The sequence below is a fragment of the Enterococcus caccae ATCC BAA-1240 genome (assembly GCF_000407145.1).
Lineage (GTDB): Bacteria > Bacillota > Bacilli > Lactobacillales > Enterococcaceae > Enterococcus_L > Enterococcus_L caccae.
The window spans coordinates 928,996-954,934 of record NZ_KE136473.1; the positions used below are offsets into that span (position 1 = coordinate 928,996).

Genomic DNA, 25,939 nt, shown 5'->3' on the forward strand with positions numbered 1-25,939 from the left:
TAGAGAGGTGAAATAAGTGAGTACAATAAAAATCGTTCCATTAGGCGGCGTTCGTGAAAATGGTAAAAATATGTACATCGCAGAAGTGGAAGATGAAATTTTTGTACTGGATTGTGGATTAAAATATCCAGAAAATGAGCTATTAGGGATTGATGTAGTGATTCCCGATTTTACGTATTTGGTGGAAAATATCGACCGTGTGGCAGGGATCTTCTTAACGCATGGTCACGCCGATGCAATCGGAGCATTACCATATCTTTTATCGAAAGTTCATGTACCAGTATTTGGTACGGCATTAACAATCGAGTTAGCAAAATTAAATGTTGGAGATCATGCAGATTCAAAAGATTTCAATGACTTCCACGTGGTCGATGCCCATACAGAAATCGACTTTGAACATGCGACGATCAGTTTTTTCCGTACAACGCACACGATTCCGGATTCTATCGGAGTCAATTTGAAAACGAAAGAAGGCAATATTGTTTATACTGGAGATTTCAAGTTTGATCAAAGTGCGATCCCAATGTATGAAACAGATTTCGGTCGTTTGGCAGAAATTGGTAAGGAAGGCGTTTTAGCCTTATTAAGTGACTCTTCTAATGCTGAAAATCCTGCTCAAGTTGTTTCTGAACTGCAGATTGCAGACGAAGTCTTTGATACGATTCGCTATTGGGAAGGACGCATCATCGTAGCGTGTGTCGCGAGCAATCTCCAACGTGTGCAGCAAGTTTTAGATGCAGCACATCGTTCAAATCGTAAAATTGTTTTGACAGGACAGGACTTCCAACGAATTATCAATACAGCGATCAAACTAGATAAATTAAAATTGCCTAGTGAAGAGTTGATTATTAGTGTGAAGGATATGAAAAAATACCAGGCGGATCAGTTAGTGATTTTAGAAACGGGCACGATGGGTGAACCAATCAAGTCATTACAAAAAATGGCAAACGGGACACATCGAGTGGTTAAAATCAAAGAAGGCGATTTGGTCTACATTACGACAACACCGACAACTGCGATGGAAACAGCTGTTGCTAAAACAGAAGACATCGTTTATCGTGCTGGTGGTGTAGTAAAACAAATCTCTGATAATATGCGGGTTTCAGGACACGCTAATCCAAATGATTTGCAGTTGATGTTAAATTTGATGAAGCCAAAATACTTTGTTCCAATTCAAGGTGAGTATCGACAATTGGCAGCACACGCTGATTTAGCTCATGAGTTAGGTATTCCATACAAAAATATCTTTATTACCGGTCGAGGAGATATCCTTGAATACAGCAAACAGAAAATGAATGTTGCTGGTAGTACGACGGCAGAAAATATCATGATTGATGGTATCGGTGTTGGTGATATTGGAAATATCGTACTTCGCGATCGTAGAATTCTTTCTGAAGATGGAATTTTTGTGGCAGTCGTTACAATCAATCGCCGTGAAAAACGGATTGTTTCACCTGCTAAAATCACATCAAGAGGTTTTGTTTATGTTAAAACGAGCAAAGACTTGATGAAAGAAGCTAGCGTTATCGTAACTGAGATCGTTGAAAAACATCTTGAAAGTAACGATTTTGAATGGAGTAAATTGAAGCAAGATATCCGTGAGCAATTAAGCCGTTACTTGTTTGAACAAACCAAACGTCGTCCTGTGATCCTTCCAGTCATTATGGAAGCAACACAACGAAAAGGACGTAAAGCAGCAAATTAACAAATAAAATCGCTCAGCCAATTTTAAAAATGGTTGAGTGATTTTTTGCTTAAAGAATTAAGGAATGAAAGGATTCTTTTTTTACAGATATTGTTTTTTTCGTTACAATAAGATAGTAAAGTAATTTAATTTTACGGGTGGATGCTATGCCGCGATTCGACCTCCTTCATTAAGGTGGAAAGGAAAATGGAGAAGCTGACTTAATCAAATGTTCAGGCGATCCTGCGTAAGCCCGTTAGACTTTCGAAGTAAGGAGGATAAGGATGGAGAAGAAACAAGAAACACGTTGGATCAAATTTCTTGGTGGAAAAAATTTATTGTTCACTTTGGTTGCGCTGTTATTGCTTGGCGCAGTGATCTTTATTTTTCATCAAGTTGGTTTTATTTTTGGCCCAATAGGAGTTGTATTTAAAACAATCATTGGACCGACGATTTTGGCATTGATTTTGTATTATTTATTCAATCCAGTAGTTCATTGGCTGGAAAAACATAAAGTAAAACGTGTGTATGGCGTTTCAGCTATTTTTGTTGTATTGATCACATTGATTGTTGTGGGCATTATTCTAGTTGTTCCAATTTTACAAAAACAAGTGGATGGCTTGGTCAGAAGTTTTCCACAGTATATGAATGATTTAAATAAGATGGTCACTGATTTTTTCCATAATTCAGCATTAGAAAAACCTTTGGCGAATGCGTTGGCTGGCATTCAAAAATGGTTTGACAATGTATCAGATGGAATCGGTAGTTATTTTAGTAAGGCAGTGGAAGGAGCTTCTACGGTATTTTCTACTTTAACGGGGTTTGCTTTGGTGATGGTGACAGCACCTATTATTACTTTTTTCTTATTAAAAGACGATCAAAAATTTTTCGCGTTTGTACTGAAAATCATACCACCACGCTTTAGAAGTGATGCTAAAGAAATCGGCGCAACCATGAGTAGTCAAGTGGGGGCTTATTTAAAAGGACAAATTTTAGTTTCGATTTCGATTGGAATTTTAACATTTATAGGTTTTTGGTTAGTCAAGGTTCCTTACTCGGGTACGTTATCGATCATTGTTGGTGTGACAGCAGTGATTCCCTACATTGGACCAGTGATTGCTTTTATTCCAGCAGCAATCGTTGCTTTGATGGTTTCCTTTGGAATGTTTATTAAAATGTCGATCGTTTGGATGATCGTTCAAATGCTGAACGGCCATTTGATTTCCCCGCAAGTAATGGGGAAAAAACTTGTGGTTCATCCATTGACGATTGTGATCGTATTATTAGTGATGGGAGACTTATTAGGGATGTTTGGCCTAATTTTTGGAATTCCGATCTATGCGATTGTAAAAGTTTTAGTCACGTATATCTTCCGTAAATTTAAACAACGTTATAATCAATTTTATGGTGATAGTGGTGAATATGAGGATACTGAATTTTCAAAAGAAGAATATCTCGATGAGTAGTTAAAATAATACAAGTGGGTGCATACGATTCAGCAAATAGTTGTTGAGATGGTATGCACCCACTTGTGTTATTTCTGTCTGAAAAAAATCGTATCTTTTGTAATACTTTTTTTTAGGCGTTACAATTTAATCAACAGGAAAATAAAGAGTACATAAGGAGGGAAGTATATGAAACGATTACTTAAACTTATTTTGGCACTGATTATCGTTCTATTATTTAGTGGGACATTAGGTGTGCTCAGCCAATTGATTCCGATTCCTTGGTTGACGAACGAAGTGGATTGGCTTTTATACAGGTATCCTTTTGGGTTCTCACTTTTGGAATGGATTTTGCTCATTTTAGGTGGGGTATTGATTCTCAGTCTGATCATTGTTCTTTCTGTTTCAGGACGAAGAAAACACTTAGTAGTGAAATCTGGGGGAAATCGAATTGATATCCCAAAAAGTACAGTAGAACAAATTGTACAGGAATCATATAGTAAAATCGTTCACCCAGATAAAACAAAGATGACAGTTAAAATAAAAGGAAAAGAAAAAGTTGCTGTAAAAGTAAGGGTAGACGTTAGAAATAAAGAGCGCTTTCGTCCACTTGCAGATGAAATCAAAGAACAATTACAAGAATCCTTGTCTACAGCACTCGAATCGATAGACTGTCGTGTAGCTGTCCAATTAAGGGAAAAAGAACTTACAGAATCGTCAGCATTCGGTAAAAAACAATCACGAGTGATTTAGGAGGGGGAAGCTATGGATCAAGAGAAAAAAGACTATTGGATGAAAGAGCTAAAACCTTATCGTTTCCGTATTATTTGGACAACGTTGTTTTTTCTACTCGCATTATTGTTACTGTGGATCGGTTTTGGTAAAACACTTGTCTTGCTGATTTTTGCTACAGTAGGATATATGATCGGAAAAATGCGAGACGAAGATTTGGATATTTATTCCTTAATAGATTCAGTCAGGTCTATGATCGGAATTTAAACATTATTTTACAAGGAGTGAAGGCAAATGACAGAAGCAGTACAAAATAATTTAGGTGCTTTAAAAGCAAAGCTAACGTTTGATGATGTAGTCATCAAAAAGATTGTAGGTGTTGTGATATCTGATATTGATGGGATCTTAGGGTTAAGCGGTAATCTTTTTACCGATCTAGCTGATCGTTTTAGAGACAACGAAGATATTACAAAAGGAATTGCTGTTGAAGTTGGTACAAAACAAGTCGCAGTCGATGTATCCGTGATTTGTAAATATGATGTAGCTATCTCTGAAGTATTTGATCGAACTGTAGAAAAGGTGAAAGAAGCAATCCACTATATGACCGGACTAGAACTTGTGGAGTTTAACATGAATGTGGATGATGTAATGACAAAAGAACAATATTTAGAAAAATACCGTGGCAAAGATAGTGAGGACAACAAGGATAATAACTAATTATTTTTTAGAACGACAATTCATTCTATTTAAACAACATTAAAATCAACGGAAGACCAATGTTACTTCTCTGGTCTCCCGTTGATTTTTTTAAATTGAAACGTTTTCTACATGAAGTAGAAATTTTTTTATAGCAAGTCCTGCTTGTTCTGTGCTTCCAGAGTAACCTGTTAATTTACCATTTTTACCAATAACTCTATGGCATGGAACGATGATTGGAATTGGATTTTTACTATTTGCCTGTCCAATTGCTCGAACAGCTTTAGGAGAATCAATAGCTTGAGCGATCTCTAGATAGCTGCGAGTCTCACCATAAGGAATCTGGTCAAGGGCCTTCCAAACGTTTCGTTGAAATTCAGTACCGCTATGAACAGATAATGGGACTGTAAAACAAATGCGTTTACCGGCAAAATATTCAGTCAGTTCTTGAGCTGCTTGTTCTGTATATTGGTTTGTTTGGTGCTGTGCTAGCTCAGAAAAAGAGACGGTAGTAAGTCCTTTGTCATCAGCATCTAACCAGATCGAGCCAAAAGGGACATTAAGTTTCATTTTTTTCTCCTTTATGATGTAGTTACTTTATTATACTTCATCTGGATGGAAGTATGGTACTATAATTTTATATACAGAAATCGGGGGCGATAAAATGGAAGAAATCGTCATCTTTCACACGAATGATTTACATTCACATTTAGAGAATTGGCCAAAAATTAGAAGATACTTGATCAGTCAAAAAACAAAATATAAAATGGCAGGGAAAACAGTTTTGACATTGGATTTAGGCGATTTTGTCGATCGGTGGCACCCCTTGACAGAAGCAAATGATGGTCAAGCAAATGTGGAACTGATGAATCAAGTAGGGTACGATGCTGCTACGATTGGTAATAATGAAGGCGTGGGGAATTCTAAAGAGCAGTTGAATCATTTGTACGATCACCGGAATTTTGATCTGTTAATAGGGAACTTGTTTGATTTAAAAACAGGTCAAGCACCTGACTGGGCATGTCCTTATAAAATTATAGAAACCAATAGCCATACCAAAATTGGTTTGATTGCCTTAACCGCTCCATTTCCTTTGACCTATCGTCCTAATGGTTGGGATATTCGTTCTACCAAAGAAAGTTTGCCCACATTAATCAGAGAAGTTCAGTCAAAATGTGATGTGTTGGTTTTAATGAGTCATTTGGGGATTGATGAAGATATTAAAATTGCAAATGACTTTCCAGAAATCAATGTTTTATTAGGCTCTCATACCCATCATTTGTTTAAACAAGGAGAAAAAATTAATGGCACCCAGCTTTCAGCAGCGGGAAAATTTGGTTACTATGTTGGAGAGGTTCATTTAACAATCGATCAAGGCAAGATTATTCATAGCGAAGCGAAAGCGATTGCGACAGCTGAGCTACCTGATTTATTAGAAGATCAAAATGAAAGTGATCAATACTTGGCATTAGGGCATCAACTATTGAAAGCAAAGAAAATCGCTGAGATCCCAACGCCATTGTTGGTTGACTTAAATGCTGAACATCCATTGATCGTAACGACACTAGCTGCGTTAAAAGAAAAAGGAGAAACCGAAGTTGCGATAATAAATAATGGCTTATTTTTATCTGATATACCCAAAGGAATCGTTGATGCAGATCAACTGCATCAAACATTGCCACATCCGATGCATTTAATTCGTGTCACGCTAATGGGGGTGGATTTAATTCGCATGGTCAAAGAAATGGAAAAAAATCGTCACTATTTACGAAAGTTTCCAATTACAGGTATGGGCTTTCGGGGCAAAGTTTTTGGAGAGCTTTACTATGATGGGTTAACGTATGATAAGCAAAAGCAACAAGTATTGTGGAAAAATCGTCAGATTGAGCCAATGGGCAAGTACTCATTTACTACCGTTGATCATTTTATGTTTATACCATTTTTCCCAACGATCGAATTGGCTGGTGAAGTCAACTTTATTTTTCCCGAATTCCTCCGAACTGTTTTAGGTCGCTACTTGAATGTACACTACCCAATCCAATAAAAACAAGGTATAATAAACTTTAGGCGGTGAAGAAATGACAGAAAAAGTAAAAAAACCATATAAATCAGCGAAACCAGCTAAACATAAAGAAGAATCGACAGCGACGTTAACTGAAGAAATCACAGCTGTCCTTGAAGAAATAAAAGAAGAACCTGTTAAAGAAAAGAAAAAAGGGGAAATCGTCACTCTTGTAGACGAGGTCCATGTGACGATCGGTGAAAGGCAATATCTTTTGGTGAAGAATCATCGTGAAGCGTTTGATGGTGAACGATTAGGCGAACGTTTTAGTGATGTTCTTTCCAGATACGATTATATTGTCGGAGATTGGGGCTATGATCAGCTTCGTTTAAAAGGTTTTTTTAAGGAATCCAATCGAAAAGCAGCACCGGAGCAAAGAATCGACACACTGGAAGATTATTTATATGAGTATTGTAATTTCGGGTGTGCTTATTTCGTAATCGAACGAGTTGGCGGAAAACGTGAAAAACAACAAATGCGCCGCAAAAAACCAAATAAAAAACCAGTGCATCAAAACCAAGCTCATACAGATGAAAAACGTGTTCCAATGAACAACAAAACAAAACCGGTGATTAAAAACCGTAAAGAAAATGAACCCCAAAAAGCAGTTGTTGGAAAATCTAAGAATAATACTGCTAAAGGGCGCTCGTTTACTATTCGTCAACGTGAGGAGTAATCATTTGTGGAAAAACATTATCAAGGATATTTAATTGATTTAGATGGTACGATTTATTTAGGGAAAGAAGTGATCCCAGCAGGTAAACGATTTATTGAGCGTTTGCAGGAACTGGAACTGCCTTTTCTTTTCGTGACCAATAATACGACTAAAACACCCGAGGCAGTTGCTGACCGATTAGCAAAAGAATTTGATATTCATGTTGGAGCAAATACTGTTTATACTGCCAGTCTTGCAACCATCGATTATATGAAAGAGCAAGACAAAGGCAACCGCGTTTATGTGATTGGTGAATCTGGACTTGTAGACTTGATTTTATCTGCTGGTTTTGTTTGGGATGAAGAAGCACCGGATTATGTGGTAGTCGGGCTGGACACAGCTATCAATTATGAAAAATTCGCAACGGCAGCTTTATGTATCAGAAATGGAGCCACTTTTATTGGGACAAATCCTGATAAAAGTATTCCAACAGAACGTGGATTATTACCAGGAGCGGGCTCATTTATTTCTTTAGTTCAAACAGCTACACAAACTGATCCAATCATGATCGGAAAACCAAATGCGATTATTATGAACGAAGCATTGAAGGTGATGCAGCTAGAAAAACCACATGTACTGATGGTTGGTGATAACTATGAAACAGATATTCAGTCTGGACTTCAAAACGGTATTGATAGTTTATTAGTTTTATCTGGTTTTACCACAAAAGCTGCAGTTTCTACTTTACCTGAACAGCCGACGTATGTTGTAGACTCTTTAGATGAATGGATTTTTTGATATGAAGGGTAAAGAGAAAAGCTGGATTTGGCGTGAGCGAGCAGGAATCGTTTGCCTGATCTTAACGATCATCTCTTTGAGTATTACTCTGACCATTAATTTTCGACTATTATATACAATCGACATTGATGTGCTGAATATTTTGGATTATGTTTCAATGGATAAAACCACATTGTTAAAAAACTATGGGGAATTGATGTCGTATTTAAATAACCCATTGAATCATACATTACAATTGCCTGATTTTCCCGTATCCAAAAGTGGAGCCTTTCATTTTTATGAAGTCAAAAGACTCTTTTTACTATGCTATGGAGTATTGATTTTAACGATCATCCCAAGTGGTATTTTTATTTGGCGTTTGATGAGAAACAAAAGAGTCTGGCGTTTGATTCGCCCATTTCAGTGGGGGATGATCATTCCAGTAATTTTTGGAGCAGTGATGGCTATTGGGTTTGACCAGTTCTTTGTGGCTTTTCACGGTGTGTTTTTCAATAATGATGATTGGATGTTTGATCCGATGACAGATCCAATCATTAATGTATTACCGGAAGAATTTTTTATGCACTGTTTTATTTTGTTTTTTGTTTTACTAGAATTATTTTTCTTTATTGGAATCATTTTTGGAAAACGAGAACTTAAAAAAATGTAATGAAAGATCAAGTTACTGGAAGCAGACTATAGAAGCTGTTTCTAGTGACTTTTTTTGATATATGTATCTGTATAACTTTTTTATTTCTAATCTAGTTATAAAAACTAGATTGAATGTTTATCGAAAAAATGTTAAAATGTTTTAGTAAATAGAAGGAGGGGTCTTGTGAATGATATAAAATCCTCTTTACAAGCTTGGGGAGAAGAGCTTGTGGATGTCCACCTACCAAGATGGCATGAATTACCTGAATTAGAATTATATATGGACCAAGTAATTACACTTGTTGAACGATACTTATCCCCAGTTATTTTAAAAGAAAAACACACACTGTTGACTTCATCGATGGTGAATAATTATGTGAAATTAGGGCTAATCCCTGCGCCTAATAAAAAACGCTATAATCAAAAGCACTTGGCTTTTTTGATTGCAATTACCCTATTAAAGCAAGTACTAACAATTCCCGAAATCAAGCAGGGGATTCTTTACCAAGGGGCAGCAGTTGGGATTCGTGAAGCGTATAATTTATTTTGCGATGAGCAAGAGCAAGCTATAGCCGTTGTGGTGGCTCAAGCTTTGGGGAATGAACCAGTAGCGGCATTTGCTCAACCAATACCAGTAGACTATCTGATTGTAAAAGGAGCAACATTATCTTTTGCAACAAAACTATTTACTGAAAAAGTCATTGAATTAGCACAAAAAAACTTAGAAGAAGATGGGGAACAAACGAATGAATAAAGAAAAAATTGCTCTATTAGTAGATTCAGGAACCGATGTGCCGCAAGAATTAGTGGAACAATATGGAATGTACATGATTCCATTGCAAATTATTTATAAAGATCGTATCTATACAGATAAAGTAGATATCACGCCAGAAGAAGTGTATGAGCGTTTACCCATTGAAATTCCTAGCACGTCATTACCAGACGGCGAAACAATCACGAAAATTTTTGAAAAGATCAAAGCAGACGGGTATGAAAAGGTCTTAGCGGTTACGATTTCTAGTGGTTTAAGTGGAACATTTAATGTAGTTCGTTTGATTGCAGAAGAGTTTGAGGGGCTAGAGACATTTGTATTAGACACAAAAAATATCGGAATCGGTAGTGGTCTACAAGCAATTGAAGCAGCTAAGCTGATTGAAACAGATCATTCGTGGGATGAAATTAAAAAGAAACTAACAAATGATGTAAAAAATGCCAAAGTCTTCTTCAATGTTGCAACGTTGGAATACTTACAAAAAGGTGGCCGGATTGGATTGGTTGCTTCAATTTTAGGAAATGCTTTGAAACTGAACCCAATCATTTCATGTAATGGTGACGGTGTATACCATACTGTGGCAAAGGCACGTGGTAGAAAGAAAAGTTTAGAGAAGACCTTTGAATTAGTAAAGGCATTTATTGGGGAGCATCAAAAATTTGTATTAGCAGTAGCTCAGGGACAAGCTGTAGAAGAAGCAGAAGCCTTTTATAAAAAACTGAAAGAACACTTTCCACAAGCGGAAAAAATCTATTTTGGAACGATCAGCCCAGCCCTAGTCGTCCATACAGGACCTGGTCTTTTAGGAATCGGTATTCAGCTTTTGGACTAATGGATTCGTACCAACAAACAGGCATTTATTAGATGCTTTTTGTTGGTATTTTTTTTATTTTCCTCTTATCATTATGTTTATCAACCAAATTGAGATATTCTCATTGAATTTTCTCTCAATTTTAGTTGAAACTATCACGAAAATTTTCATGAATGTGATAATCTTTTAAAAATAAAAGGAAAGGAGGAAACGTGATGAAAAAAGCAATTGCAGAATGTCTTGGAACATTCATCTTAGTTTTCTTTGGTACAGCAACCGCAGTGTTAGGTGGCGGGATGGAAGGAATCGGTACAACAGGAATCGCTTTGGCTTTTGGTTTGACGATTATTGCAGCTGCATACAGCATTGGGACGATTTCTGGAGCGCATTTGAATCCAGCAGTATCATTGGGGATGTGGGTCAATAAACGAATTTCAACGATGGATTTGATTTATTATATCGTTGGACAAATCATTGGTGGTTTGATCGCTTCTGTTGCATTATTGTCAATCTTAAATGCTTCAGGCAAAGAGACAACCAACCTAGGCCAAAATGCTTTTGGTGATTTAAGTGCTTTCGGTGCTTTAACGGTAGAAATTATTTTAACCTTTATTTTTGTTCTCGTTATCATGACGGTTACAAGCGCTAAAAAGGGCAATGCGAAACTTGCAGGAGTTGTGATTGGTTTGACGTTAACAATGATTCACCTTGTTGGTATTCCACTAACTGGTACATCAGTTAACCCAGCCAGAAGTTTAGCACCAGCGATTTTTGTTGGTGGTGAAGCACTATCTCAAGTTTGGGTATTTATCGTTGCGCCACTGATCGGTGGGGTACTTGCTGCTTTAGTTGGCAAATACTTGCTTGATACTGAAGAATAAAAAAGTATTAAAAAATCGTCTGTTGGATTGAATCTAGCAGGCGATTTTTTTGTGATGTTATATATTTTTAATCCCATCGTGTCAATGATCAAAAATCGGTCCAGATAGAGTAAATTGAAACGTATTCCGGTCAACGTGGCCAACGACTTCTTGACTTTGATAAAGTTCAATGAGAAACTGTGCCATTTCTTTTGCAGTATGGAAAGTCGTAAAACCTTTCGTGTAATCATAGTCTTTAGAATCATTAGCAATTTGAGCAAATTCAGTTTCAGTAGCAGCTGGTGCTAAGACTTTTGCTTTCAACTGGGCACCTTTTGCTTTTAATTCCAACGCAAGACCTTCTGTAAAGGCACTAACATAAAATTTTGTAGCGCAATAGGTTACCGCATTAGGAACATTCTTATATCCGCCAGCAGAGGATAGATTGATCAATTGTGCATGTTCTACCTTTTCGTAATCTGTCACATAAAGTATAGAAAGCAGTGTCAATGCTTCGATATTCAAATGTAGCATTTGCGTTACTTTATTTAAGTCCTGATCAGTAACTGAATGGTAATAACCAAAGCCAGCATTGTTGATCCAAGTCTCGATATCATATTTTTTTAGCGTCTCATATAACGCCAGAACAGCTTTTTCTTGAGATAAATCGGCAATTGTAACGACAATGTCTAAAGTAGGAAACTCAGATAATATTTCTTGTTTAAGTTGTTCAAGCCGAAACTCTCTTCGAGCAATTAAAATCAAATTTTTTCCTAACTTACTAAATGCTTTTGCTGCTTCCAAGCCAATACCAGAACTTGCTCCTGTGATTACTGTATACTTCATCCTATTTCCTCCTAAGGGGTCATTTTGGTGGTACAATCAAAGTATAGAGATTAGAGTACGCTCTATAGCAAGCACAAATAAAAAAAGAGGTGAAAAAGGTGTATACAATCAGAGAATTTTCAAAAAAAATAGGTATTAGTGAATACACATTAAGGTTTTATGAAAAAGAAGGCTTGATCGAACCTTGTCGAGATGATCACAATTATCGGGTATATGGAGAGGAAGAGCTTGAGTGGGCAATTTTTGTAATTAAATTAAAGAATACAGGGATATCATTGAAAGAAATCAAACAATATGCCGATTTAAGAAAAATAGGGGATTCAACCATTACAGCGCGAAAAAATTTACTATTAAAGCATCGAATAAAAATTTTAAGTGAATACGAAAAGGTTAAAAACCACCTTGAATTGTTAGATGATAAACTTGCGCTATATGACAAACTGGAAAAAGAATATAAAAAATAAGCCTCAATGAGTCCTTCACAAATAAGTGGAAGGATCATTGAGGCTTTTCGTTTAAAAAAAGGTGATTTTTTTCTGAGTAGTATCAACTGTAGCTTGATCACCAATCGGAATCGTGAAAATAGGTTGGGTATGTCCAAAGTTCATATCATAGATCACAGGTATTTCTCGTAACAAAGGATATTTTGCTAAAATAGCCAAAAGTCGCTCTTCGGTCATTTCGGTCTTTTTAGGAAATCGACCAATCAGTAATGCTTGTGGATGTTTAACCACTTGAAGTAAAGCGGCTAAACCACGAGCAAAATCATGATAATCATCTTCTTCGGCATTTTCAACAAATAAAATCGATCCTTCAAGATCAGGTAAGAATCGTGTTCCAAAAAGCAACTGGAAAGTACCTAAATTTCCACCATAGCAAATACCAGTGACAGGGGTTGAATGACTATAAATTTTCCATTCATTCGTGTGCAATGTCCGTTTTGCTTCAGGTAAGTACCATTCATCTTGACTCCATGATTTAGAAGCTGTTACTTCAAAGGGATCTTCAGTTGCAGTGGCTTGCAAAAAGGCTAAGGTCTGATAAGGCTGCAATTCCTCCATTTGAAAACTGGAAAAATGAGGACCAACATAAGTCAATAACTTAGTCTTTGTAGTAATCGCATTGCATAAGGCGGTGATGTCGCTAAACCCGCAAAAAACTTTTGGGTGGCGTTTGATTAATTCAAAGTCCAAATAAGGCAATAATTCATTGCTGTTGAATCCGCCGATGGCTGTTAAAATTCCTTTGACACTGTCATCAGAAAAAGCTTCATGAAGGTCTTTTACTCGGCTCATGATCGAAGAAGAGCCAAGGGCATCGTGTTCATTTGTATGTTCTGAAAAAGTAACTTTGAAGCCTAGTTCTATTAATTTTTGCTCTGCCGCTTGAACACCCAATTCAGTGAGACGTGAAAAACTGCTAGATGGGGCAATGACTCGAATCTCATCGCCAGCTTGTAATCGCGGTGGTTTCATTTTTATCGCTTCCTTTAAAAAAACTTATTCTTAATTATAGTCAGAAACCTGACGTTTTTGCAAGATATAGATAAGAAAGCGTAAGGTCTCTTTATGTCAGAGATGAAACAGTGGACAAAATAAGGTATAATAGTGGAGAATATGATTAATGAATCAAAAGATGAAAGAAAAAAGAGGTGCCTCTTATATGAAAAAAATATTAGTTGTAGATGATGAAAAACCGATTTCAGATATTGTGAAATACAATCTTACTAAAGAAGGATACGAAGTGTTTACCGCGTATGATGGCGAAGAAGCAGTTGAGAAAGTTAAAGAAGTTGAACCTGATTTAATTATTCTTGATTTAATGTTACCAAAAATGGATGGCTTGGAAGTTGCTAGAGAAGTTCGCAAAACCTATGATATGCCGATTATTATGGTAACTGCTAAAGATTCAGAAATCGATAAAGTTCTAGGACTAGAATTAGGTGCAGATGACTACGTAACAAAACCATTTTCAAATCGTGAATTGGTAGCACGTGTCAAAGCGAATTTGCGTCGTGGTGCAACTAGTGCCAAGGAAGCAGAAACAACGACTCAATCAGAGTTGCCGATTGGAGACTTAACGATCCATCCGGATGCCTATATGGTTTCAAAACGAGGAAGTAAAATTGAGCTGACACACCGTGAGTTTGAGTTGCTTTATTATTTAGCAAAACATATTGGTCAAGTGATGACTCGAGAACATTTATTGCAAACGGTTTGGGGATATGATTATTTTGGAGATGTTCGTACCGTTGATGTGACAGTCCGCCGTTTGAGAGAGAAGATTGAAGACAGTCCAAGCCACCCAACCTATTTAGTAACACGTCGCGGGGTTGGTTACTATCTTCGAAATCCTGAACAGGAGTAGTGACGTATGAAGAAAAAAGTTCACTTTTTTCAATCGGTAAACTTTAAGATTGCGTTATCGTTTATTTTGTTATTGTTGATTGCAATTCAAATTATCGGAGGTTATTTTATTCGAGAATTAGAATCAACAACGATTCGAGATTACAAGAAGAATGTTGACTCTCAAGTAAACCAATTAGCAAGTACCTTAAGCACAAAACTAGGTGAAAAAGATCGAGATCGAACTGAGATCGATGCGAATTTAAAAAAAATATTGAGTGACTTTTCCGCCTCGGATACGATTGAAGCTCGTGTTGTGGATGACAAAGGAATAGTGAGAGCAACTAGTGATTTAAATCAACAAGGGATCATCGGCAAAAAAAATGATTATCGTGACTTAAATGATTTCAGTGCGAAGAAATATTCAGCAGTAGATAAAGATAAGCGAGTTTATATCAATGTTCAGCCTATCCAATCCCCGACTGGCGACACAGTCATCGGGGTTCTTTATGTTAAAAGTAATACCGAAGGAAAATACAAAGAAATCACTGATACAGCCCGCATCTTTTTTACAGCCTCAGTTATAGCTGGTGCGATTTCGATTATTGTCACATTATTGATTGCGCGATCGATTACCCAACCGATTGGCGAAATGCGGGAACAAGCTCTACGAATTGCCAAAGGCGATTATACTGGTAAAGTCAAAGTCTATGGAAAAGATGAACTAGGACAATTGGCTGAAACATTCAATCAACTTTCTGAGCGTATTGAAGAAGCCCAAGAAACGATGGAAGCAGAACGTAATCGTTTAGACAGTGTCCTTGCTCATATGACAGATGGAGTCATTGCGACCGATAGACGAGGAAAAGTCATTACAATCAATGAAATGGCACTTTCCTTATTGAATGTAAAAGATGAAGATGTAATTGGTTCCTCCTTATTAGAACTGTTAGACATCGAAACAGATTATACGTTGAGAAAATTATTGGAAGAACCAGAAGAAATTTTGATTGATCGCTCACTTTCTTCAATGGAAGAAGATCAAATGATCATTCGTGTTGATTTTGCGATGATTCGCAGAGAATCAGGTTTTATTACAGGGTTAGTTTGTGTCCTTCATGACGTAACAGAACAAGAGAAAAATGAACGTGAACGTCGAGAGTTTGTTTCCAACGTTTCTCATGAACTACGGACGCCGTTAACTAGTATGCGTAGTTATATTGAAGCGTTAAGTGAGGGCGCTTGGGAAAATCCAGAAATAGCACCTAACTTTTTAAAAGTGACACTGGAAGAAACGGATCGAATGATCAGAATGATCAATGATTTACTGAATTTATCACGGATGGATTCAGGTAATGGAGAATTACAATTGGAATACGTAAATTTCAATGAATTGATCAATTTTGTATTGGACCGTTTTGATATGATGGTTGAAGCAAACGACAAAAATTATACCATTCACCGTGAATTTACGAAGCGCGATTTATGGGTAGAATTAGATACAGACAAAGTGATCCAAGTTTTGGATAATATTTTAAACAACGCAATTAAATATTCTCCTGATGGTGGAGCAATTACTTGCCGTTTACTTGAAACCCATAACAATGTAATTTTTAGTGTCACCGATCAAGGTTTAGGTATACCTAAAAAAGACGTCAATAAAGTATTTGAACGCTTTTATCGAGTGGATAAAGCTCGTGCACGCGAACAAGGTGGAACAGGGCTAGGACTTGCTATTTCAAGAGAAGTCGTTAAAGCGCACAATGGAGCCATTTGGGTGGAAAGTCAGGAAGGTCAAGGATCTACCTTTTATATATCCTTACCTTATGAACCTTATGAGGAGGATTGGTGGGAATGAAAATAGTAGAAAAAATTGTGCGGATTGGCCTAATATTTTTGGTATTGCTCAGTTTATATTTTTCATTCACGATTTGGGTCAGCTCTTCCAAAAAAGGACTACCAGCCAAAATTGATCCACAACTTGCAACGACAGTGATCAATGAAAGGGTTGATACAGACGTATTTTTACCATTACGTTTGGTTCGTATGCAAGATGGAAAATCAGAAATGAACAATAGTGAAAATTTAATCACAAACGTTCAAAATGAAATCAAGCATAGCTCATTTGGAAGCCTAACTCAAATTGTTAGTGGAAATTCAGAGCAATTTGAAAGTTATTTATCAATGGATCAAGGGTTTGAGTTACTTTACGAAGGAACTTTCTCATTAAATGAATATGTTTCTGTTTATGATTTGAATTTAAAACTAATAGAAGTGAGCGCTGATGAAATTTTCTTCACATGTGTCCAAGTTGATTTGATTCAAAATAGAATTCGTTTTCTAGATTTTAATCGTAAGAATATTTATGAAGCACCAATTACGATCGATAGTGAAAAAGTTCAAAACCTTATGAACAAAGTTGGCGTAAGATATAACCAAATTTCTGAACAGCAAGCAGTTGCAGGTAAACATTATTATCTGTCAGAAGAGCTGAAAATGAAAAAATATAGTTATATTTTGGCATCCCAGCCTGTAACTAAGTTCAGAAATGCTTTCTTCTCTAACGCTGAAGATATCCAAACGAATGAAGATAGTCAAGACTTGTCTTATACAAGCGGTAATGAACGCTTGACAGTGGATGAAAAACTTGGAACGATCTATTTTAATGGCGATTTGGAAGCCCGGACTGCAAAGGATAATATTTATTCTGATAGCTTTAAGTATATAAAAAAATTAGGAACAAACATGGGGAATATTCGTTATTTTGACCGGACTAATTCAGAGATTAATTATCGAACTTTTGTAGAAGGTTTTCCAGTGTTTAGTGAAAATGACAAAGGACAAGTTCGCATTAGGATTGGGAATGATCAAGCAGAAAAATCAAACGTAGTGATTGAAACGAGCGTAGATACGATTCAAGTACCGATTCCTTCTGAAGAAGAAGTCGATTTAAAAGGAACCGAGAGCTTATTGGAAGAATTGACGATTAATGGTGCTGATCCCGCGAAAATCAATTCGATGGTGATAGGATATACTTGGCATAAAATCGAAGAAGTAACTCAAGTGGTCGATCTAACTCCGGAATGGTATATTCGCTATGAGGACAAATGGTATCCAGAACAAGAACTATTGGAATATCTAGCGAAGTTGGAGGTGGGATAGTGGACTTCAAACGAATCGAATGGATTTTTTTCCTCGTATTTTTAGGGTTGAACATGTTCCTTTTTGGCATTTATCAAGAGGGCTTGAAAGAAGAAAATAATGTCTCCTTCTCTGATCAGACAGACAGTATTGAAAAGCGACTTGCTAAAGATGGCATTACTTACAAAGGCACACTTTCAGGTGAAAAAAAAGAAGGCTATTATTTAAGTGGAGAACAAACTAATTTTTATGATGCTATTCAAAAAGAAAGAGAAACAAGAGATCGTAATTTTTTTAAAACGGGTATCGAACTGATCGATAACTCAATAACTGTTTATCCTCAGATGAATTATGCACAGACTAGTTATTTTATTGATGAAAAAAATGTAGAAAAATCCCTAGAAGCCTTCTTGAATGATAAAAATAGTGTGCTGTTTGGTGGGCAATACCGTTATTTATCAGATTTTTCTAGTTTGAATGGAGAATTTCCTGAAATCATTGTGTCTCAAAGGTATAAGAATATTCCATTCAAAGATGACACTGCTCAAATCTCATTAAAATTAGAAAACTCAGATGAATCAACAAGTATTCACAAGATTTATAAGTATACTCAAACTCATATTCAGGGAATTGAAGAGCTAAGAGATAAAACTGATTTATCATCTGAGCGTGACGCAATTGAAACATTGTATATCAATAATAAAATTCCGAGCAATGCAAAGATCACATTTATGAAATTAGCTTATACAAGAATTTATAAAATTCGTGAAAAAAATGTCTATGTGCCCGTTTGGTTTATCGGGATCAAGTCGAGTGGTAGTAATTTGCAGATCGAACAAGTAAATGCCATGAGTAATACGATCATCACAAATAATATTGTACCAAAGGTGGAAAACCAGTAGGGATGGTTGTATAATAGGTAGCTGTAGACTACTGAAGGGAAGCGAAGAGAAAATGAGTCAAGAAAAAGCGTTTAACATTAGCATTCTTGCCAGCGGCAGTACCGGTAATTCCCTTTTTATTGAAACAGAGAATAAGAAGCTACTTATAGATGCAGGGCTAAGCGGGAAGAAAATCACTTCATTATTGGCAGAAGTTGATCGCAAACCAGAAGATTTAGATGCTATTTTAGTGACACACGAGCATCGAGATCATATTCATGGAGTTGGTGTACTGGCTAGAAAATATAAATTAGATGTTTATGCAAATGAAAAAACATGGGCGGCAATGGACCCGTTGATTGGAAATGTCGCGCTTGAACAAAAACATATCTTTGATATGGGGAAGGTCTTGACCTTTGGTGACATGGATATTGAGAGTTTTGGTGTGTCTCATGATGCAGCTGCACCACAGTTTTATCGATTCTATAAAGACAATCGTTCATTTGTGATGTTGACGGACACAGGTTATTGTAGCGATCATATTCGTGGGACGATCAAAGATGCAGATGCTTATCTTATTGAAAGCAACCATGAGTTGGAAATCTTGCGGATGGGTCCTTATCCATGGAGTTTAAAACAACGAATTCTAGGGGATAAAGGCCATTTATCTAATGACGACGGAGCCTTAACAATGGCTGATGTGATTGGAGATCATACGAAACGTATTTACTTAGGTCATTTAAGTAAAGAAAATAATACCAAGGAACATGCTCGAATGGCGATGGAGTCGATTTTAACTGAAAAAGGTTTAGGTGTAAATTTTGATTTTAATGTCTATGATACAGATCCTGAATCGGCGTCAGAACTATTTGCGATTTGATAATGTAAGAGAGGATGGAACAGAAGTGTTTAATCTCGAGAACCAAGTAGGTACTGTGCAACAATGTTTACCTGCGACGAGCCTTTAGCGAGAAAGCATCAACTTGTTCCTCGTTGTATTTTAAAGCAATTTCAGCTTATTTCCGAAGGGATTGCTTCTGATCCCGCCGTTTATCCAGATTCCAAGTGAGTGGGATATGACTCGAAGAGTTATGTCCTACTCACTTTTTTTGTTATCCAATCAATATATTATAGATGTTTTAATATATTCTAACGGAACTTGTTTTTTTATAATAGGTGCAGTATAGTTAATTATATTTTGGAATGGTAAAAAAACATCCGGAAAATATAGGATTACCGGTGTTATTTTTAGTAGTAGGAGGAATTAGATGTTTCAGTTTTTACCTCATTCAGTTTTGCAAATGGGTACAATTTTTCTATCGATCGTGATTGAAGCTTTGCCGTTTGTTATGCTAGGTTGTGTGATATCAGGCGCTTTACATGTGTTCTTAACACCAGAAAGAGTCAAAAAATTATTGCCTAAAAATAAATTTTTATCGATCGTAGTAGGAAGCTTACTAGGATTCTTTTTCCCTTCTTGTGAATGCGGCATCGTACCGATTGTTCATCAGTTTGTAAAAAAAGATGTGCCTACTTACACGGCGTTTGCATTTATGATAACTGCACCAATCATTAATCCAATCGTTCTTTTTTCAACATATATTGCGTTTGGCAATGCTATGAAATTTGTTATCTGGCGTGTTGTTGGCAGTATGTTGGTTGCATTGGTTGTTGGGATTTGGTTGGCGTATATCAACAATGAGCCTATTTTGAAACAAGCAGGACTTGATACGGCGTGTACGATAACTGAAGAAGAGCATCATCATGAAAAAGAGGGATTCTGGCATAAGTGTTGGTCTGTTCTGACACATGGTATCGATGAATTTTTTGATACAGGGCGTTACTTGATAATTGGTTCTCTTTTAGCAGCGGCGATGCAAACCTATTTACCAACAGGAGCGATTTTACAGCTAGGACACACGAAGCTTTTAGCGATTCTGGTGATGCTTGTGTTGGCAGCGACTTTGTCGTTATGTTCCGAAGCGGATGCATTTATTGGTTCATCTTTATTGAGTTTATTCGGAAATGGACCAGTTGTTGGTTTCTTGGTTTTTGGACCGATGGTAGATATTAAAAATCTGCTCATGATGAAACGCTACTTTAAAACATCGTTCATGTTAAAATTTGTGGGTATCGTAACCGTGGTTGTCAGTCTTTATGCGCTAGCGATCTAAGGAGGATAGAGTAGATGATTCGATTTTTAATTTTAGTTGGCTACACGACTTTAATGATGTATTTACAGGTGTCAGGTAGATTAAACCAATATATAAATGTTCATTACCGTTATTTAGCCATTTTATCGATGGTGCTTTCTTTTGTTCTGGCAATCGTTCAGCTGATTTTGTGGAATAAGGAAGAGGATAAAAAAACGCATGTTCAGCATCACCATCATGAACATGATCATGGGTTAAACAAACCTTATCAACGCGGAATTGCCTATCTTTTATTAGTGTTGCCTTTAGTTGTAGGGTTCTTATTTCCAACGGTTAGTTTGGATACTTCGATTGTTGAGGCTAAAGGATTTAATTTTCCATTAAGTAAGGAATCTGTGGGGGATCCAGATGTTGAGACGCAATATCTAAAACCGGATACTAGTATTTACTTTGATAAGACAGAGTATGATAAACAAATGAAGCAGGCTTTAACAAGATATATCAAAGATGACCATGTAGCCGTAACAGAAGAAAACTACTTGGAAGTGATCGAACTGATTTATAATTATCCAAGTGAGTTTATTGGTAAAACGATTTCTTATAAAGGTTTTGCTTTTAACTCTGCAAAGGAAGAGCAAACCGAAGTGTTTGTATTCCGTTTTGGGATTATTCATTGTGTAGCGGATTCGGGTGTATTTGGATTATTGACTCGTATGCCTAAGGGTCAAACGTTTAAGAACAATGATTGGGTAGAATTGACGGGAACGATTCATTCTGGTTATTATGCCCCCTTTAAACGAGAAATTCCACTAGTGGATGTTACGAAAGTGAAGCATGTTGAGGAACCGAAAAATCAATATGTTTATCGTTCGTTTTAAAAGAGATAATAACAAATACCCATGAAGGCGATTGCCCTCATGGGTATTTGTTATTATCTCTGATTGTTTATTTTTTCCAATCAAGCTGATACTCTAGCTCGCCTGTACTTTCGTCCGTGTGTTCGTTTGTAAGTTGAAACCCATTATTTTGATAAAAATCATAGGCTTTTTGATTTTTAGCATAGACTGAAAGACGCAACGTATCTTGACTATATTTTGCTTCAGCCAACAATTGTCGGCCAATCCCTTTATTGCGGTAATCACTCAAGACAAATATACCCGCAATATAAGTATCCTTCATCCCCAAAAAGCCAACGATTTTATTCTTTTCATAATAAACATAAAGCTCAGCTTGAGGCAACTGTTCTTTTACAAGAGCAAGATTATCTTGCCAATACGCTTTAGCAATAAAAGAATGTGCGTCGTAATTAGCAGATAGCCAAATCAGTAATAGTTCTTCTAATTCCGTACTTGTTAAAGTATCTATTTTTTTGATCATTTCCTTTATCCTTTCTTATTTCGGATGTGAAAGAAGACCGATCGCACTCATTAACTCACCTCTCTATATGTTCTTTAAAAAATTACTTTAGTTTTCTTCTTTTTTTCTAATCAAACTCACTACATCTCGTTTTTCCCTAAAGTTGCGGATATTATGATTCAAAACTTCTGATAAAACCAAGCCTAAAGCAATTGCGCCTGCAATCATAATCGCTTGTACCATAGAAGCAATCGCTGTTTCGTAGTTACCAATTACTAAATTTCGAACAGCTTGATAAGCTAGCCCGCCAGGAACTAAAGGAACCATTCCAGGAATATTAAAAATAGTAACAGGTAATTTTAACTTACGTGAACAAACGAAGCTAACGGCTGCAACACTTAGAGCTCCTAATAAAGAACCTAAAGCTGCATTAGCACCTAATTGGATCGCAAACCAATAAAACATCCAGCCAGATGCACCAGATATACCACAAGCGATTAGTGAGCGTCTAGGTACATTTGTAATAATAGCATAGGCTGCTGCTGCTAAAAAACTAAAAGAAAATTGGGTCAGTATACTAGCCATTTGATCACCTCCAAATTTTTAAAATGAACTGCTCTACTTTACGAAGAGAATTTTAATAGAATAACTGAAAAACAAATGCAATAGCAAAACCAATCATAGAGGCTGTCATCATCGCTTCGGTTCCTCTAGAAACACCCGATAGATAGTGACCAGCTAATAAGTCCCGTAAAGCATTTGTCATTTGAACACCAGGAACCAAAGGCATAACACAGCCGATAATAATCATATCTTGATTAGCTCCTAATCCGATTTGACTACTGAGAATTGCGGCACAACCGATAAAAAATGCAGCTAGAAATTCTGAAAGGAACTTGATTCTTAGCACTTTTAAACTAGCGTAATAAAGAATATATCCTATTCCCCCGATCAAACAAGTCAAAAGTAAATCAGCCCAAACACCGCCAAATAAAATCATGATCGTTCCACTCACTACAGCTGCGCTGATAAACCTCAGCCATAAAGGAAAAAACTTCCGTTCTTGTTCTAACGCTTTTAAGTGTTCTAAAAGTTCCTCAAGGGTCAAAAAACCTGTTACGTATTCTCTAGAAAGTTGATTGATTCTGGAGACTTTTTCTAAATTGATCGAACGATTTAAAATTTGTACCATTCGGATAGTTGAAGTGCCGTCTAATCCTACGAAAAGCCCAGTTTGTGTAACATAGCTGACGAGTCGATAATCACCTGATGCCAAAGCAATTCGACTCATTGTATCTTCAACACGATACATTTCTGCGTCACTTTCCAGCATAATTTTACCTGCAAGTAAGCAAGTTTCTAAGACTTTTTCGATATCTATCTTTGTCATTTAGTTTCCTCGCTTTTTCGTTCTATTATATATCTATGATTAGTATAGTTGATTATGGTTAGAAAAAATAGCATGGAATAGTAAAAATACTTTTTTCGATAAATCATGTTGCACAAATAGTTGAGTGTTTATTAATTGTAAGAATATTTAGAAAATAAATTATCACTTTATCTTAACTTATCGTATAATAGAAAAAGTATCGAAATATTAGATGATGGGGATGAACAAATGATTTTAATTGGTTCTTTGATCAATGGGGTGGCAATTGTATGTGGTAGCTTGTTAGGAGCTGTTTTACGAAACATTTCAGAGCAAATGAAAGATACTGTGACAAAAGGAATTGGTCTGGGTGTGTTGGTATTAGGCATTCAAATGGCTTTCAAAACAGACTCATTTATCGTGATCTTGATCAGTTTATGTTTGGGTGCCATGGTAGGAGAAGCTTTTGGGATCGAAAATAGCATGAATGAATTTGGATTGAAACTAGAAAAACGTTATGCAAAACCAGGTAGTAATTTTGCTGAAGGTTTTGTGACAGCTTCATTGATCTTTTTAATTGGTTCGATGGGAATCATCGGTGCGATCGAAAGTGGTGTTGCAAACAATCATCAAACACTGTTTACAAAAGCCGTGATGGATGGATTTATGTCAATTATGCTGACGGCTACATTAGGGATAGGCGTTCTTTTTTCAGCAGTGCCCGTGTTTCTTTATCAAGGAATTATTGCATTGTTTGCTAGTGTGTTGATGCACTATATTCCTAAAGAATTGTTGGATTCATTAATGGAAGAGATCAGCGCGATCGGCGGATTGATGATTTTAGGGATTGGTTTAAATATTATGGGGATGACGAAAATCAGAGTTTCTAACTATCTGCCGGGAATTTTAATTTTAATTGGAATTATTACGGTACAGTTTTATGTATAGAGAAGAGAAAAAATTCTAAGAATCAAACAAAAATGATGACAGCTAGATGTCATCATTTTTGTGTTATGCTCATTTTAGAAAGCCCAAGGAGTGATAAAAATGACAATTCAATTAACCGAAAAAACAATCAAAGGCAAGAAAATCCGCACAAATAATCAGTGTTTAGATGACATTATTTTTTTGTGGAGCAAAGTTCCAGCAATGCAGTTGATAGGAGAGTTTTATGCTGTTTATTCAAACTATGACAGCAATTTTAAAGGTGATTATGACTTATTAGTTGGAAATGAACAGGCAGAATTCCCAGATACTTCAGTTCTTCAAACAGGAGAATATGTGGAAATTCCGGTAGAGGTTGCCAGTCCAGAAGGAGTGGGAGCTACTTGGCAGAAGATATGGGAAGATACAGCATTAGAACAAAGGCGGACTTATCAAAGTGATGCTGAACACTACAAAGAGGATGGAACGATAGTAATTTATCTTTCTGTATAAATTATAAAATCAGGATAGCGCATTGGGCGTTGTTCCTGATTTTTTAAGTTTTAAATATGCATAAATATTTATTATATTTGTATAAATTAATAAAAAACCGTTGACTTATAAGGGTGGAAATCATATAATATGAAAAACAACACTCGTTAAAAACAAAATAAATAGAAAAGAAGTGAAGTGTATGAAAGTCTCAATTGTTGGTGTGACAGGTTATAGTGGATTAGAGCTATTACGATATCTTAGACAACATCCATATGTTGAAATTGTTTCAATTCATAGTCATTCGATGAATAAAAAATCATTTGAGTCGAGTTATCCGCATTTGAAGCAACTCATTTCACTCCCTTTAGAAGAAATGGATCCAGAAAAAATTATGCAACAAAGTGATTTAGTCTTTTTAGCAACGCCGTCAGGAATTTCTAAAGAATTAGCGTTACCGTTTATTCAGGCAAATTTTCCAGTGATCGATTTATCGGGGGATTTTCGTTTAAAAGAAATAGGTGCATATGAAGCGTGGTACGGATCAGCTGCGGCACCAATTGAGATAATCCAAAAATTTGATTATGGCTTAGCAGAATATCGTGAAAAGCCTCAATCGAACTGGATCGCTAATCCAGGTTGCTATGCTACAGCGGCAGAATTATCATTAGCTCCATTGTTAGTAGAGCGTAAACTGGAGTTAGATTCTATTGTGATGGATGCAAAATCAGGGATATCAGGTGCTGGTAAAGGACTCTCACGAATGACTCATTATTCCGAAAGCCATGATAATATGGCGTTATACAAAATGAATAGTCATCAACATATTCCAGAAATTATCCAGCAGTTAAAGAAATGGGAACCAACGCTTAACGCAATTCAGTTTTCAACATCGTTGATTCCAGTGACAAGAGGTATTTTTTTAACAGCTTATGCCAAGCTAAAAGAAGCGATGACTGACGAGGAATTAGTTCAATTATATGACAATCATTTTAAACATAATCCTTTTATCCGAATCCAAGAAGTTGGACATTATCCAGTAATTAAACAAGTTATTGGCTCAAATTTTTGTGATATTGGTCTGGCATACAATCCACAAATGAATATGATTACGATCGTAACCGTTATTGATAATTTAGGAAAAGGGGCTGCTGGGCAAGCTATTCAAAATTTGAATATTTTTGCTAGTTTTGATGAACGATGTGGATTAGAACTTTTACCAATTTATCCATAATAACTATCTAGTAACTAAAAAATGAAGAATTGAAGAGCAGAGGGAGCGACAAT

The 25,939-nt window shown here is 36.3% G+C and carries 29 protein-coding genes; 23 read left to right on the forward strand and 6 right to left on the reverse strand.

Going from position 1 to position 25,939, the window contains the following annotated elements:
* The first annotated feature begins 16 nt into the window (after positions 1-16).
* The 5 genes from I580_RS09910 (at position 17) to I580_RS09930 (ending at position 4,578) form a co-directional block, all read left to right on the forward strand.
* Entirely contained in the window at positions 17-1,705 is a 1,689-nt protein-coding gene (locus I580_RS09910; protein WP_010771836.1) for a ribonuclease J, read from the forward strand.
* A 263-nt stretch (positions 1,706-1,968) separates the two neighbouring features.
* The gene (locus I580_RS09915) at positions 1,969-3,150 is read left to right on the forward strand and encodes an AI-2E family transporter (RefSeq protein ID WP_010771837.1); all 1,182 of its coding nucleotides are present in this window, start codon (positions 1,969-1,971) and stop codon (positions 3,148-3,150) included.
* 168 nt (positions 3,151-3,318) lie between these two features.
* A complete protein-coding gene (gene amaP / locus I580_RS09920; protein ID WP_010771838.1) occupies positions 3,319-3,882 on the forward strand; it encodes an alkaline shock response membrane anchor protein AmaP in 564 nt (187 codons plus the stop codon).
* 12 nt (positions 3,883-3,894) lie between these two features.
* The gene (locus tag I580_RS09925) at positions 3,895-4,128 is read left to right on the forward strand and encodes a DUF2273 domain-containing protein (protein WP_010771839.1); all 234 of its coding nucleotides are present in this window, start codon (positions 3,895-3,897) and stop codon (positions 4,126-4,128) included.
* A 27-nt stretch (positions 4,129-4,155) separates the two neighbouring features.
* Entirely contained in the window at positions 4,156-4,578 is a 423-nt protein-coding gene (locus tag I580_RS09930) for an Asp23/Gls24 family envelope stress response protein (RefSeq protein WP_010771840.1), read from the forward strand.
* A 90-nt stretch (positions 4,579-4,668) separates the two neighbouring features.
* On the opposite strand, the gene I580_RS09935 is transcribed toward I580_RS09930, so the two are convergent.
* Positions 4,669-5,127, reverse strand: coding sequence for a methylated-DNA--[protein]-cysteine S-methyltransferase (locus I580_RS09935; protein ID WP_010771841.1), 459 nt, complete (start codon positions 5,125-5,127; stop codon positions 4,669-4,671).
* 94 nt (positions 5,128-5,221) lie between these two features.
* Between I580_RS09935 and I580_RS09940 the strand changes: the two genes are divergently transcribed.
* The 7 genes from I580_RS09940 (at position 5,222) to I580_RS09970 (ending at position 11,166) form a co-directional block, all read left to right on the forward strand.
* Positions 5,222-6,601, forward strand: a complete 1,380-nt coding sequence (locus I580_RS09940; RefSeq protein ID WP_010771842.1) for a bifunctional metallophosphatase/5'-nucleotidase — start codon at positions 5,222-5,224, stop codon at positions 6,599-6,601.
* A 34-nt stretch (positions 6,602-6,635) separates the two neighbouring features.
* Positions 6,636-7,295 carry a YutD family protein gene (locus I580_RS09945; protein WP_010771843.1) on the forward strand — a complete coding sequence of 220 codons (660 nt, stop codon included), beginning with the start codon at positions 6,636-6,638 and terminating at the stop codon, positions 7,293-7,295.
* 6 nt (positions 7,296-7,301) lie between these two features.
* The gene (locus I580_RS09950) at positions 7,302-8,072 is read left to right on the forward strand and encodes a TIGR01457 family HAD-type hydrolase (protein WP_010771844.1); all 771 of its coding nucleotides are present in this window, start codon (positions 7,302-7,304) and stop codon (positions 8,070-8,072) included.
* Between the two features lies 1 nt (position 8,073).
* Positions 8,074-8,721 (forward strand): TIGR01906 family membrane protein, encoded by a 648-nt coding sequence (locus I580_RS09955; RefSeq protein WP_010771845.1) that lies wholly within the window; start codon positions 8,074-8,076, stop codon positions 8,719-8,721.
* A gap of 165 nt (positions 8,722-8,886) precedes the next feature.
* Positions 8,887-9,456: a DUF1836 domain-containing protein gene (locus I580_RS09960; RefSeq protein ID WP_010771846.1), complete on the forward strand. Its 570-nt coding sequence runs from the start codon at positions 8,887-8,889 to the stop codon at positions 9,454-9,456.
* Positions 9,449-10,306 (forward strand): DegV family protein, encoded by an 858-nt coding sequence (locus I580_RS09965; RefSeq protein ID WP_010771847.1) that lies wholly within the window; start codon positions 9,449-9,451, stop codon positions 10,304-10,306. Before I580_RS09960 ends, I580_RS09965 begins: the two co-directional genes overlap by 8 nt.
* 194 nt (positions 10,307-10,500) lie before the next feature.
* On the forward strand, positions 10,501-11,166 hold the full coding sequence (locus tag I580_RS09970; protein ID WP_010771848.1) for an MIP family channel protein: 666 nt from the start codon (positions 10,501-10,503) through the stop codon (positions 11,164-11,166).
* Between the two features lie 81 nt (positions 11,167-11,247).
* On the opposite strand, the gene I580_RS09975 is transcribed toward I580_RS09970, so the two are convergent.
* The gene (locus I580_RS09975; RefSeq protein ID WP_010771849.1) at positions 11,248-11,991 is read right to left on the reverse strand and encodes an SDR family NAD(P)-dependent oxidoreductase; all 744 of its coding nucleotides are present in this window, start codon (positions 11,989-11,991) and stop codon (positions 11,248-11,250) included.
* Between the two features lie 98 nt (positions 11,992-12,089).
* Between I580_RS09975 and I580_RS09980 the strand changes: the two genes are divergently transcribed.
* Positions 12,090-12,455 (forward strand): MerR family transcriptional regulator, encoded by a 366-nt coding sequence (locus I580_RS09980; protein ID WP_010771850.1) that lies wholly within the window; start codon positions 12,090-12,092, stop codon positions 12,453-12,455.
* A gap of 51 nt (positions 12,456-12,506) precedes the next feature.
* Here I580_RS09980 and I580_RS09985 read toward each other — a convergent pair whose 3' ends face one another.
* Positions 12,507-13,466 (reverse strand): S66 family peptidase, encoded by a 960-nt coding sequence (locus I580_RS09985; RefSeq protein WP_010771851.1) that lies wholly within the window; start codon positions 13,464-13,466, stop codon positions 12,507-12,509.
* 187 nt (positions 13,467-13,653) lie between these two features.
* On the opposite strand from I580_RS09985, the gene yycF reads away from it, so the two are divergent.
* The 7 genes from yycF (at position 13,654) to I580_RS10020 (ending at position 21,389) form a co-directional block, all read left to right on the forward strand.
* On the forward strand, positions 13,654-14,358 hold the full coding sequence (yycF, locus tag I580_RS09990; RefSeq protein ID WP_034860283.1) for a response regulator YycF: 705 nt from the start codon (positions 13,654-13,656) through the stop codon (positions 14,356-14,358).
* A gap of 6 nt (positions 14,359-14,364) precedes the next feature.
* Positions 14,365-16,194 (forward strand): cell wall metabolism sensor histidine kinase WalK, encoded by a 1,830-nt coding sequence (gene walK, locus I580_RS09995; RefSeq protein WP_010771853.1) that lies wholly within the window; start codon positions 14,365-14,367, stop codon positions 16,192-16,194.
* On the forward strand, positions 16,191-17,498 hold the full coding sequence (locus tag I580_RS10000; protein ID WP_010771854.1) for a YycH family regulatory protein: 1,308 nt from the start codon (positions 16,191-16,193) through the stop codon (positions 17,496-17,498). The genes walK and I580_RS10000 overlap by 4 nt, the downstream gene beginning before the upstream one ends.
* Positions 17,498-18,379: a two-component system regulatory protein YycI gene (locus tag I580_RS10005; RefSeq protein ID WP_010771855.1), complete on the forward strand. Its 882-nt coding sequence runs from the start codon at positions 17,498-17,500 to the stop codon at positions 18,377-18,379. Before I580_RS10000 ends, I580_RS10005 begins: the two co-directional genes overlap by 1 nt.
* A gap of 52 nt (positions 18,380-18,431) precedes the next feature.
* Positions 18,432-19,238 (forward strand): MBL fold metallo-hydrolase, encoded by an 807-nt coding sequence (locus I580_RS10010; protein WP_010771856.1) that lies wholly within the window; start codon positions 18,432-18,434, stop codon positions 19,236-19,238.
* Between the two features lie 388 nt (positions 19,239-19,626).
* The gene (locus tag I580_RS10015; protein WP_010771857.1) at positions 19,627-20,532 is read left to right on the forward strand and encodes a permease; all 906 of its coding nucleotides are present in this window, start codon (positions 19,627-19,629) and stop codon (positions 20,530-20,532) included.
* Between the two features lie 14 nt (positions 20,533-20,546).
* Positions 20,547-21,389: a TIGR03943 family putative permease subunit gene (locus I580_RS10020; protein ID WP_010771858.1), complete on the forward strand. Its 843-nt coding sequence runs from the start codon at positions 20,547-20,549 to the stop codon at positions 21,387-21,389.
* A gap of 67 nt (positions 21,390-21,456) precedes the next feature.
* Here I580_RS10020 and I580_RS10025 read toward each other — a convergent pair whose 3' ends face one another.
* From I580_RS10025 to I580_RS10035, 3 genes are all read right to left on the reverse strand, one after another.
* Positions 21,457-21,888, reverse strand: coding sequence for a GNAT family N-acetyltransferase (locus tag I580_RS10025; RefSeq protein WP_010771859.1), 432 nt, complete (start codon positions 21,886-21,888; stop codon positions 21,457-21,459).
* A gap of 87 nt (positions 21,889-21,975) precedes the next feature.
* Positions 21,976-22,452, reverse strand: coding sequence for a threonine/serine exporter family protein (locus tag I580_RS10030; RefSeq protein ID WP_010771860.1), 477 nt, complete (start codon positions 22,450-22,452; stop codon positions 21,976-21,978).
* Between the two features lie 52 nt (positions 22,453-22,504).
* Entirely contained in the window at positions 22,505-23,257 is a 753-nt protein-coding gene (locus I580_RS10035; protein ID WP_010771861.1) for a threonine/serine exporter family protein, read from the reverse strand.
* Positions 23,258-23,485: 228 nt separating this feature from the next.
* On the opposite strand from I580_RS10035, the gene I580_RS10040 reads away from it, so the two are divergent.
* From I580_RS10040 to argC, 3 genes are all read left to right on the forward strand, one after another.
* Positions 23,486-24,184, forward strand: coding sequence for a DUF554 domain-containing protein (locus I580_RS10040; protein ID WP_010771862.1), 699 nt, complete (start codon positions 23,486-23,488; stop codon positions 24,182-24,184).
* 99 nt (positions 24,185-24,283) lie between these two features.
* Complete coding sequence (locus I580_RS10045; RefSeq protein ID WP_010771863.1) at positions 24,284-24,673, forward strand: GyrI-like domain-containing protein; 390 nt, start codon at positions 24,284-24,286, stop codon at positions 24,671-24,673.
* A gap of 181 nt (positions 24,674-24,854) precedes the next feature.
* The gene (gene argC / locus I580_RS10050; RefSeq protein WP_010771864.1) at positions 24,855-25,886 is read left to right on the forward strand and encodes an N-acetyl-gamma-glutamyl-phosphate reductase; all 1,032 of its coding nucleotides are present in this window, start codon (positions 24,855-24,857) and stop codon (positions 25,884-25,886) included.
* Positions 25,887-25,939 lie beyond the last annotated feature (53 nt).